The 11,431-nt window shown below is 73.4% G+C and carries 8 protein-coding genes; 7 read left to right on the top strand and 1 reads right to left on the bottom strand.

Translation table 11 applies throughout. The features are described from left to right. The first annotated feature begins 472 nt into the window (after nt 1-472). The 4 genes from AC5L34_RS29095 to idi are packed head-to-tail and all read left to right on the top strand — an operon-like array spanning nt 473 to nt 4,909. Nucleotides 473-646: a hypothetical protein gene (locus tag AC5L34_RS29095; RefSeq protein WP_363627266.1), complete on the top strand. Its 174-nt coding sequence runs from the start codon at nt 473-475 to the stop codon at nt 644-646. A 58-nt stretch (nt 647-704) separates the two neighbouring features. Continuing rightward, complete coding sequence (locus tag AC5L34_RS29090; protein WP_494827839.1) at nt 705-1,496, top strand: thioesterase II family protein; 792 nt, start codon at nt 705-707, stop codon at nt 1,494-1,496. 44 nt (nt 1,497-1,540) lie between these two features. After that, nucleotides 1,541-4,267: a helix-turn-helix transcriptional regulator gene (locus tag AC5L34_RS29085; protein WP_441178205.1), complete on the top strand. Its 2,727-nt coding sequence runs from the start codon at nt 1,541-1,543 to the stop codon at nt 4,265-4,267. A gap of 51 nt (nt 4,268-4,318) precedes the next feature. Beyond that, nucleotides 4,319-4,909, top strand: coding sequence for an isopentenyl-diphosphate Delta-isomerase (gene idi, locus AC5L34_RS29080; RefSeq protein ID WP_363627269.1), 591 nt, complete (start codon nt 4,319-4,321; stop codon nt 4,907-4,909). A 104-nt stretch (nt 4,910-5,013) separates the two neighbouring features. Here the strand turns inward: idi and AC5L34_RS29075 are convergent, their stop codons facing one another. Next, a complete protein-coding gene (locus AC5L34_RS29075) occupies nt 5,014-6,096 on the bottom strand; it encodes a sensor histidine kinase (protein WP_441178204.1) in 1,083 nt (360 codons plus the stop codon). A gap of 711 nt (nt 6,097-6,807) precedes the next feature. Here AC5L34_RS29075 and AC5L34_RS29070 point away from each other — a divergent pair. From AC5L34_RS29070 to AC5L34_RS29060, 3 genes are read left to right on the top strand one after another with little or no spacing between them, the layout of a single operon-like run. Continuing rightward, nucleotides 6,808-7,848, top strand: a complete 1,041-nt coding sequence (locus tag AC5L34_RS29070) for a 3-oxoacyl-ACP synthase III family protein (RefSeq protein ID WP_494827836.1) — start codon at nt 6,808-6,810, stop codon at nt 7,846-7,848. Between the two features lie 2 nt (nt 7,849-7,850). Then, nucleotides 7,851-8,864: a DUF8832 domain-containing protein gene (locus tag AC5L34_RS29065; RefSeq protein ID WP_441178202.1), complete on the top strand. Its 1,014-nt coding sequence runs from the start codon at nt 7,851-7,853 to the stop codon at nt 8,862-8,864. Beyond that, on the top strand, nt 8,851-11,400 hold the full coding sequence (locus AC5L34_RS29060) for a heavy metal translocating P-type ATPase (protein WP_494827834.1): 2,550 nt from the start codon (nt 8,851-8,853) through the stop codon (nt 11,398-11,400). Before AC5L34_RS29065 ends, AC5L34_RS29060 begins: the two co-directional genes overlap by 14 nt. The last annotated feature ends 31 nt before the right edge of the window (nt 11,401-11,431 follow it).

The raw sequence follows: 11,431 nt of genomic DNA, 5'->3' as shown, positions 1-11,431 counted from the left end.
TGGTGGTGGTCATTGGTGTGGAAGTGCGCTGGTGCTGGTCAGGTGTCGTGGGCCGGCGGTGGGGCATGAGACCGTCATACCGGCCAGGTGACCTGCGCACCACGGGGCGGGGAACGGCGCCCTGCGATTCCCTGAAGTTGTTCCTGGTCCGGGTGGGAACGCGATTCACCCGGGCTGCCGCGCCTCACGTGCCGCCGGGAGCAGCCGGTGTCGGTCCGATGTTTCCCGGGACCGTCCGGCCAGGGAGAACCGCGTCGTCGAAACACCTGTGACGCTGTTCTGGCAGTTCGGAGTATTGACAAGGCTCGCCGAGCCTGCCGTGTGGCGCGGGTATGAGCGTTTCACGATTGCGCTGTGATGAACCTGCACCGAGACGGTGAGTGCAGACCTTGTTGAAACACGCACCCATCGAGGAGGTTTAAGTGGCGTTCCTCACCAACGAGGCCGTTGCAGCGCGAGAGAGGACCCCTCCATGTCGGTCAATGCAGTCGAGATTCTGAACGCCTTCTTCTTCGACGGTGCCGACGCTCCGGCGGACGGCGACGTGCGGATCGACGTCGTGGACAGCTGGACCACCAGCGACCTGGCGGCGGTCCGGCCCACCACCATCAGCTGGAGCGAGGCGCGGGTGGACGCGGTCCGCTGACCGCCCCCCGGGCGCAACCGGCACTGACGAGCACGAGCGGATTCGCGGGGTGGACGAGATGACAGACATCGAGCTCTGGATACGACGGTTCCACCCCGCCGACGAGGCGGCGACCAGGCTGCTCTGCCTGCCGCACGCCGGCGGCTCGGCGAGCTACTTCCTCGCGGCGGCCAAGGCCCTCGCACCCGAGGTCGACGTGCTCGCCGTCCAGTACCCCGGCCGCCAGGACCGCTGGCGGGAGCCGGGCCTCACCTCGGTCCACGAGATCGCGGACCAGTTGGTGGCGGCGCTGCCGCCCCTGCTCGACCGGCCGGTCACCATCTTCGGCCACAGCCTCGGCGCGACGATCGGGTTCGAGGTCGCGCGGCGGCTGGGCCTGCAGGGCGTCGTTCCGACCGCCCTGTTCGCCTCCGGCCGGCGGGCACCGCACCGGCGCAAGGTCGAGCGGGTCCACCTGCGCGACGACGCCGGCCTCATCGCCGAGGTGCGCGCGTTGGCGGGCACCGACGACGCGCTGCTCGACGACGAGGACGTGGTGCGGATGGTGCTGCCCGCCATCCGTTCCGACTACACGGCCGCCGAGACCTACGAGTACCGGCCCGGACCACGCCTGGACTGCCCGATCGTCGCCCTCATCGGCGACTGCGACCCCCGGGTCACGGTCGACGAGGCGCAGGCGTGGCAGGAACACACCGGCGGCGAGTTCGAGCTGGTCGTGCATCCCGGCGGTCACTTCTACCTCAACGACAAGATGCCCGACGTGCTGCGCCGGATCCGGACGCACACCCGGGCGCTCAACCCGGCGCCGCCCGGCGGCGCCGCTTTCGCCCACGCCGTACAACCGGGGTGAGTCGCCGGCCGACCGAGCCTCAGGAGTGTCCGGAGGTGTCCCACATGGCACTGATCGAGAGAGAACACCTGCTGTCCGACCTCGCGGAGACGTACGCGACGGCCGCCGCCGGTCAGGGCCGGGTGGCCCTGGTCGACGGGGGTGTCGCCAGCGGGAAGACCAGACTGGTGAACGCCGCCGCCGAGGTGGCCGCCGGGGACGGCGCGCTCGTGCTGACGGCCGCCTGCTCGGTCGCCGAGAGCGGCATCCGCCTCGGCGTCGTCGGGCAGCTGTTCCACAGCCTGCGTGCCCAGACCGCGACGGCCGACCACCTGCCGCTGCTCCGGCGCCACGACGCCCCCTCGGGTGAGTCGGACACTCCCGCCCTGCGGCACGGTGAGGCGCAACTGCTCGAAGACGTCTGTCAGGCCCTCCTGGACGTCGCCACCGACCGGACGCTGGTGGTCGTCGTCGACGACGTGCAGTTCGCGGACCCCCTGTCGTTGCAGGCGCTGCTGTACCTGCAACGGCGGATCCGCTTCGCGCGGATGCTGCTCGTGGTCAGCGGATGCGTCGGCGCGCGGCCCGAGGCCGCCGCGTTCCGGGCGGAGCTCACGCGGCAACCCCACTGCCGCCACCTGCGACTGCTGCCGCTGTCGCCCGACGGGGTGGGACGCCTGCTCGCCGAGCGGATCCGGCCGGACGCCGCCCGGCGGCTCGCCGCGTCCGCGCACCTCATCAGCGGCGGGAACCCGATGCTCGTCCACGCGCTGGCCGACGACTCGCTCGCCGGGGGCATGGACGCCGCGCCGACGGTCGGCGAGTCGTTCGTGCAGGCCGCGCTCGCGTGCCTGCACCGCAGCGACCCCCGGCTGCTCGACGTCGCCCGGGTCCTCGCGATCGTCGGTCCGTCCGTGTCCGTCGGGCTCGTCGCCGGGCTGGTGGGCCTGAGCGCGGCAGCCGTGCGGCAGGTGCTCGGCGCGCTCACCGAGGCGGGCCTCACCCAGGGACACGTCTACCACCATCCGTCGGTGCGCGCCGCCGTGCTGGAGGACTGCCCGGCGCAGACCCAGTCGGCGCTGCGGTCGCGCGCCGCGCGGCTGCTGCACGAGGACGGCGCGTCCGCCGCCGAGGTTGCCGCGCACCTGGTGGGCATCGGTGAGCCGGCCGAGGCATGGGCCGCACCGGTGCTGGTCACGGCCGCGGGGGAGGCCGTCGCCGGCGGCGCCGTGCGGTACGCGGTGGACTGCCTGGACCTGGCGCTGCGGTCCACCCGGGACGGGCGGGTGCGGGCCGTCGCGGAGGCGGCCCTCGTGCGGGCGTACTGGCGCGCCGACCCCGAGGCGGTCCCGCGTCACCTGTCGTCGCTGCTGGAGGCGGGTCGCGCCGGCCTGCTCGACGAGGCCGACACGTTGCTGCTCGCCCGGTCGCTCGCCTGGCACGGCAGGCACGTCGACGCCGAGGAGGCGCTCGGCGGCCTGGGCGACCTCGCCGCGCACCCGGACCCCGACCTCGGCGCCGACTACCTCGCCACCCGGCGGTGGCTGCGATACTGCCGTCCGCACGGCGGCGATCCCGCCGCCGGATCCCTCGGCGACGACCGGGGCAGCCCGGTCGACCGCGCCGAGGAGGTGCTGCAACGCGCCCGCGCGGGCGACTCCCTCCTCGTGTCGGTGTGGGACGCGCTGCGGGTGCTGGTCCACGCCGACCACCTCGACCGCGCCGCCGACTGGTGCGAGAAGCTGGCCGAGGAGGCCGAGGCGTACGAGATCACGAGCTGGCGGGCCGTCCTGTCGGACGTGCGGGCCGCCATCGCCCTGTGCCGGGGCGACCTGGGCGTCGCCGAGCGGCACGCGCGCGACGCGCTGGCCACGATGCCGCCCGCGGCCTGGGGCGTCGCCGTCGGCTCGCCGCTCGCGCACCTGGTGCTCGCCCGCACGATGACCGGGCAGCTGCCGCTGGCGGAGACGGCCCTGCGCGAGTCGACACCGGCCGCGATGCGCCAGAGCCTGTTCTGGCCGCAGTACCTGCGGGCCCGGGGCGTCTACTACGACGCCGTGGACCGGCGGCACGCCGCGCTCGCGGACTTCCAGACCACCGGCCAGCTCGCCGTGACCTGGGGCGTCGACGACCCCTGCGCGCTGCCGTGGCGGGTCGACCTCGCCCGGCTGCACGTGCGGATGGGCCGGCCGGACCGGGCCCGCAAGCTGGTCACCGAGCACCTCGCGCTGCCGGGTGGGGACGCCCCGCGCGCCAAGGGCATGGGGCTGCGGGCCCTGGCGGCGGCGTACGCGCCGAAGCAACGCCAGGTGATGCTGCGCGAGGCGATGGACCTGCTGCACGCCAGCGGGGACCGGCACGAACTCGCGCACGTCTTCGCGGACCTCAGCCAGACCGGGCACGCGCTCGGCGAGTTCGGGCGCGCCAAGATGATGAGCGCCCACGCCCTCCAACTCGCTGAGGGCTGCCACGCCGAGTTGTTGCGGCGCAAGCTCAGGCCGGCCCACGACACCCTCGACCCTCCGGTGGCCGGCGCCAAGGAGGGACTCGCCACCCTGACCGACGCCGAGCGCCGCGTCGTGAACCTGGCCGCCCGTGGGCACACCAACCGGGAGATCGGCGACAGGCTGTTCATCACCGTCAGCACGGTCGAGCAGCACCTGACGCGGGCCTACCGGAAGCTGAAGATCAGCACGCGTACGGAGTTGGTGCACATCGATCCACCGAAGGGTGCGCGCGGCAGGCGACGTCGGCGTGACGTCGCGCCGGCGGAACCGGCTGGGGAACCGTGATCGCGGTCGCCTCCGCGCAGGCGAACTGAATCCCGTACGGGAAGGGACCCGATGACCATGCCGCAGGTCGTGCTACTCGACGAACAGGGGCAGCCCGTGGGCGCCACCGAGGGCGCGACGGTGCACCACTCGCGTACGCCCCTGCACCTGGCCTTCTCCTGTTACGTCTTCACCAGCGACGCGAAGCTGCTCCTGACGCTGCGCGGCGACCGGACGCGGACCTGGCCGGGGATCTGGACGAACTCCTGCTACGGGCATCCCGCGCCGGGGGAACCGGTGTCCGCGGCCGTGACGCGCACCGTCCGCGCCGAACTCGGCCTGACGGCGCCCGTGCCCGAGCTGGTGCTGCCGGCGTTCCGCTACCGCGCGGTCATGGACAACGGGGTGGCGGAGAACGCCGTCGCGCCGGTGTTCCGGGTGGTGACCGACGAGCGTCCCACCCCGGACCCGGCCGCCATCGCCGACTTCGAGTGGGCCGACTGGGCGGACTTCGTCTACGCGGTGAACACGGGGGACATCTCCCTGTCGCCGTGGTGCCGCCTCCAGGTCGCCGAGCTCGTCACGTTGGGTGAGGATCCGACGCGCTGGCCCACGGCCGACGAGTGCCTCCTGCCCGGCGGGCCCCTGCCGGCGACCCGCTGACCACGCGGCACCGTGTCCACCGACAGGTGGGGCGCGGTGCCGCGTCGCGTTCGGCGACCATGCGCCGACGGGGTGGCGACCCGCCGTCGGCGTACGCCGTCCGGTCACCGCTTCGTGCGGACGGTGGCCTCCACGGTGAACGTCCCGTCCTCCCGCCAGGTACGCAGCGCGCCGCCCGCGTCCCGCAGCCGGTCGGCGAGTCCCGGCAGCACGGCGTCGTCGGCGTCCGCGGCGCCGGCGCCGTCGCTGACGACCGTCAACCGTGCTCCGTCCGCCTCGCGGGCCACCTCGATCGTGCACCACCGTGCCTCGCCGTCGCGCAGCACGTGGGCCCCCGCGTCGCGCAGTACGGACATCAGCGGCCCGGTGAGCGCGGGTGGCAGGTCCTTCCTCGGCTGGGTCACGGTGCACCGCACGTCGGCGGCCCGCAGCACCCGGGCCACCGCGAGCACCTGCTCGTGCAGGTCGACACCGCGGTAGCCGTGCACGGCCTCCCGCATCCGGGCCAGCGCGGCCGCCGCGAGCGCCCGGATCTCGGCGACCTCCTTCTTCGTCCGCTCCCCGTCGACCGGGGCCAGCCGCGACGCCAGCTCGGCCTTGAACGCGATCGCCGCCAGGTGGTTGCCGAGCAGGTCGTAGACGTCGCGGGCGAAGCGTAGCCGCTCCTCGGTCGCGGCCAGGCGGGCCAGCGCGTCGCGCCCCTCCCAGGCCTGCCCGAGGAACGTCCAGAACCACAGGTTCAGCACGTTCCACACCGCCACCGACAGCCCGAGCACCACCGTGACGGTCACCGCGTCGCGCACGGGGCCGCCGAGCCACCAGGCCGTCGCCGCGGACACCAGGACCGTAGCGGCCATGGGGGTCACCGCGTACCGGGCCGGCAGCAGCAGCGGCGCGACCCCGACGAGCGCGGCGCCCACGAAGGACCACGCCAGACCCGGGGTGTCGCCCGCAGGCCCGACGAGCGGCACGGACAGCGCCGCGGCCAGCGCGGGAGCGGCGAGCGTCCAGCCGTTGGTCGTCGGAGCCGTTCCCGGGGTGACCGTCCGGTACAGCGCGCCGGCCAGTGCCACGGCCAGGAGGAGGCAGCCGGTGGCGCCGAGCGCGAGCCACCGCCCGTCGGGGCTGCGGAGCAACTGCAGGACCGTGAGCGCCAGGCACGCGGCAACCCCGCTCGCGGCGCTCACCAACGTGCACAGCCTCGCCTGACGCATGCCCGGGGTCGACGGGGGCCGCGCCGGCAGGGCGGCGCACCGCGTCAGGTCGGCGGGCTGCTCCCCGGTGACCGTCAACGCAGGGACTCCGGGCGCACGCGGCCCGGGGCGGCTCGCCCCGGTGCGCCCACCACAGTCGGACGCACCGAGGCCGCCCGCGGCAGGGTCGGCGTGGACGTCGTCATGCTCTCGTCCGACACGGAAGGGATCGTATCCGTCACTTTGGGTCGGGGCATCTGCTGATCCGTCCGCAGCGTCGCGGCCGGCCGGCGGCCCTCCCCGGAGCCGGCCGAGGGGCGGCTCCCTTCGGCGGTGTGCGCTGTCATCGGATGCTCTCCGTCCGGTCGTGGTCCTGCCCGACGAGGAATGGCGCCGACGTCGGCCGGCCCGCCCGTACGGGGGCGCCGGACGGGCCGCGGGGCCCCCGCCACGCGATCGGTCGTCCCGCCAGCATGGCGGTGGTCATCGGCATGTCCCACCCGTGCCGTGTCATGTCCGGCCCGGGAGGAACTGCACGGGTGAACCGTGTGCCGAAGGGCCGGGAAATTGCACGTTCCATCGCTGCGAAATTGTTTCCGCCATCGTTCGGTAATTTGCCCGACGGCCGGTGTGGGGTGGTGGCGTTCGTGATTGCGGTCGATGCTTCCGCTCGGCTAATTTGCAGGCAAGGAACGCCTTTTCTCTGTGGAGGCTGTTGTGTCCTCATCCGTCGGAATTCTGGGCACCGGATCCTGGGTGCCCACGCGAGCATTGTCGAACGAGGAAATCGCACGTCGCGTGCCGGGCGCGAGCCCGGAATGGATCGTGCGTAAGACCGCCATTCGTTCGCGCCGGTTCGCGGCGGCGGAGGAGGCCACCTCGGACCTCGCCGTGCACGCCGCGACCCGCGCGCTGCGGGACGCGGGCCTCGGCGTCGAACGCGTCGACTACCTCATCGTGTCCACGTCGACCCCGGACCAGCCCCAGCCGCCGACGGCCTGCCTGGTGCAGGAACGCCTCGGCGCGTACGGGGCCGCCTGCTTCGACGTCAACGCCGTGTGCGCGGGATTCGTGCACGCCCTGGTGCTGGCGCGGTCGCTGGTGGCCGACCGGCCGGGCACCCACGCGCTGGTGGTCGGCGCCGACGTCTACTCACGCATCCTGGACTTCGAGGACCGGCGCACGGCCGTGCTGCTGGGCGACGGCGCCGGCGCGGCCGTCGTGGGGGCGGTGCCCGCGGGGCGCGGCGTCATCGAGTACGAGATGGCCAGCCGGGGCGACGCCGGTGACCTGATCCGGGTGTCGGCGGGCGGCAGCAGGCTGCCGGCGTCGGCGGCGACGCTCGCCGAGGGCGGCCACTTCTTCCGGATGCAGGGCCGGGGAGTCACGGAACTGGTCCTGCAGGAGGTCCCGCCGTTCGTGGACAAGTTGCTGGCCAGGGCGGGCGTCGACCCGGCCGACATCGCGCACGTCGTGCCCCACCAGCCCAACGGCATGCTGCTGGACGAACTGGTACGCGCGTGCGGGCTGACCGCCGCGCAGACCCACCGCACGGTGGAGGAGTACGCGAACACCGGCAGCGCCTCGGTGCCGCTCACCCTCGACCACGCCAACCGGGCCGGACGGCTCTCCGACGGCGACCTCGTCCTCCTGCTGGCGTTCGGCGGCGGCATGTCGTTCGGGGCCTGCCTGCTGCGGTGGAGCGGGGCGGCCTCCACGCCAATCGCGTCGACTCAGGACGGATGATCATGAAGATAGTGACGAAACTCGGTGCGTTCGCACTGGCCCTGGTGCTGGTGCTGGGAAGCGCCTACACCGTCGGCCGTGTGGTGGGGCCCCCGCCGACGGCGGCACCGGCGCCCGCACCCGCCGCCAAGCCGGCCGCCGCTGCCGAGGAGTCCTCGTACGGCCTGGCCATCACCCACGAGAGCATGAACCTGAAGGTGATCACGGACAACGTCCGGGCGGGCACGAAGCAGACCTTCGCCTTCCAGATCCTGCAACACGACGGTACGCCGCTGATGAAGTACAAGCCGCAGCACGAGAAGCTGATGCACCTCATCGTGGCGCGGCGCGACCTGACGAACTTCCAGCACGTCCACCCGAACCTCGGCTCCGACGGCGTGTGGCGGGTGCCGCTGACCTTCGCGGCGGCGGGCGAGTACCGGATCTTCGCCGACTACATGCCGCTGTGGGGCATCCACGGCGAGACGCTCGGGGCGGACGTGTCCGTGTCGGGCGACTTCCGGCCGGAGGCGCTGCCCGCGCCCTCGACCACCGCGACGGTGGACGGCTACACCGTGACGCTCGGCGGCGAGCTGACGCCCGGCAAGAGCGGCAAGCTGACCCTCAGCGTCGCGAAGGGCGGCAAGCCGGTCACCGACCTGGAGCCGTACCTCGGCGCCTTCGGCCACCTGGTCGCGCTCCGCGACGGCGACATGGCGTACCTGCACGTGCATCCGGACGGCACGCCGGGCGACGGACAGACCGCCCCCGGCCCGGACATCCTGTTCCACGCCACCGCGCCCAGCTTCGGCGACTACCGGCTGTTCCTGGACTTCCAGCACCAGGGCGTCGTACGCACGGCGGCGTTCACCCTGCGCGTGAACGGCCCCAACCCGCCGCCGCACGGCCTGAGCGAGGAGGCCTTCGCGGCGGCCAAGGCACGCAACGAGGAGGCCGTGCGCAACGGCGGAGCCGCTGTCCCCGCCGACACGTCCGGCGGCGCCACGGAGGGAGGCACCCCGCATGGCCACGGCTGAGAACCGACTGGAACTGCTGATCGGCGGTATGACGTGCGCGGCCTGCGCGGCGCGCATCGAGAAGCGCCTCAACGCGATCGACGGCGTGGAGGCGACGGTCAACTACGCCACCGAGAAGGCGAAGGTCCTGGCCGCGCCGCAGGTCTCGCAGGCCGCGGTGATCGCCGCCGTCGAGGAGATCGGCTTCACGGCCCGGCTGGTGACACCGCGCACGGCCAGGACTGACAACCAACTGGAACTGCTGATCGGCGGCATGACGTGCGCGGCCTGCGCGGCGCGCATCGAGAAGCAGCTCAACGCGATCGACGGCGTGGAGGCGACGGTTAACTACGCCACCGAGAAGGCGAAGGTGCTCGTCGCGCCGCAGGTCTCGCAGGAGAGGGTGATCGCCGCCGTCGAGGAGATCGGCTTCACGGCCCGGCCGGTGCAGCCGCCCTCGGCCCCGGCGGCGGACGCCCCGGACCCGGCCGCCGCGGAGGCGGCCGAGCACGAGCGTGAGCTGCGGGCGGCCCGGCACCGACTCTGGGTCGTCGCCGTGCTGGCCGTGCCGGTCATCGCGATGTCGATGTTCTCCCAGCTCCAGTTCGAGTACTGGCAGTGGGCCTGCCTGACGCTGGCCGCGCCGGTCGTGGTGTGGGGGGCGTGGCCCTTCCACCGGGCCGCCTTCGCCAACCTCCGGCACGCCGCCGCGTCGATGGACACGCTGGTCTCGGTGGGCACCATCGCCGCGTTCGTGTGGTCGCTGTACACGCTCTTCCTCGGCACCGCCGGCGAGCCCGGCATGCGTCACCCGTTCCGCATCACGCTGGAACGGACGCCCGGCGAGGGCAACATGTACCTGGAGGTCGCCGCAGGCGTGACGCTGTTCATCCTCTGCGGCCGATACTTCGAGGCACGCGCGAAGCGCCGCTCCGGCGCCGCGCTGCGGGCGCTGCTGTCGCTGGGCGCAAAGGACGTGACGGTGCTGCGCGACGGCGTCGAGGTGCTGGTGCCGATCTCGGCGCTCGCGGTCGGCGACCGGTTCCTCGTACGGCCGGGGGAGAAGGTGGCGACCGACGGCGTCGTGGAGGAGGGCTCCTCCGCGGTCGACGCGAGCATGCTCACCGGCGAGTCCGTACCCGTCGAGGTGGGGCCCGGCGACGAGGTCGTCGGCGCCACGGTGAACGCCGGCGGGCGGCTCGTCGTCCGCGCCACGAAGGTGGGCGGCGAGACGCAGCTCGCGCAGATGGCCCGGCTCGTCGAGGAAGCGCAGACCGGCAAGGCCGACGTGCAGCGGCTCGCGGACCAGGTGTCGGCGGTGTTCGTGCCCGGGGTGATCGCCTTGTCGCTCGCCACGCTGGGCTACTGGCTGGGCTCCGGCCAACCCGCGGCGGCCGCGTTCACCGCGGCGGTGGCCGTCCTGATCATCGCCTGCCCGTGCGCGCTGGGGCTGGCGACGCCGACCGCGCTGCTGGTCGGCACCGGCCGGGGCGCGCAGCTCGGCATCCTCATCAAGGGCCCGCAGGTGCTGGAGTCGACGAGGACCGTCGACACCGTCGTGCTCGACAAGACCGGCACGGTCACCACCGGCGAGATGTCCGTGGTGGACGTCGTGCCCGTCGACGGGGTGACCGACGCCCAGCTGCTGCGACTCGCGGGCGCGTTGGAGAACGCGTCGGAGCACCCCATCGCCCGCGCCGTGGTGGCGGGGGCGCGGGAACGCTGCGGCGAACTGCCCGCGGTCGCGGACTTTACCAGCGAGACCGGGGTGGGTGTGCGTGGCACGGTGGACGGGCACGAGGTGATCGTCGGCCGGGCCTCGCTGCTCGGCTCGTGGGCCGCCGACCTGCCCCCGGAGCTCGCCGCCGCCAAGGCGACGGCCGACGCGGCGGGCCGTACCTCGGTGATGGTGGGCTGGGACGGCGCCGTGCGCGGCATCCTCGTCGTGTCCGACCGGGTCAAGCCCACCAGCAGGACGGCGGTGGCGCAGTTCAAGCGGCTCGGGCTGCACCCGATCCTGCTGACCGGCGACAACGCCGCGGTAGCGGCGGCGATCGCGGCGGAGGTGGGGATCGACGACGTCGTCGCCGACGTCCTCCCCGCCGGCAAGGTCGACCTGGTCAAGCGGCTCCAGGCCGACGGCAAGGTCGTCGCGATGGTCGGCGACGGCGTCAACGACGCCGCGGCGCTCGCGCAGGCCGACCTGGGCATCGCGATGGGCACCGGCAGCGACGTGGCGATCGAGTCGGGCGACCTGACGGTCGTCCGCGGTGACCTGCGCGTGGTCGCGGACGCCATCCGGCTGTCGCGCCGCACCCTCGGCACGATCAAGGGCAACCTGTTCTGGGCCTTCGCCTACAACGTCGGGGCCATCCCGCTCGCGGCGAGCGGGCTGCTCAATCCGATGCTGGCGGGCCTGATCATGGCCGGTAGCTCGGTGTTCGTGGTGACGAACAGCCTGCGCCTGCGGCGGTTCAAGGCACACGCGGGCGCCGACCTGCCGGAGCGGGCCGACACGACCGAGGCGTCGCGCGCGCCGATGGTCAGCGCCTCCTGACACGTCCACGTGCCGCGACGGCCACGTCCGG

Source organism: Micromonospora sp. ZG13, assembly GCF_059359355.1.
Note: the sequence above shows the minus strand (reverse complement) of the source record. Positions and strands in the feature narration are given on the sequence as shown.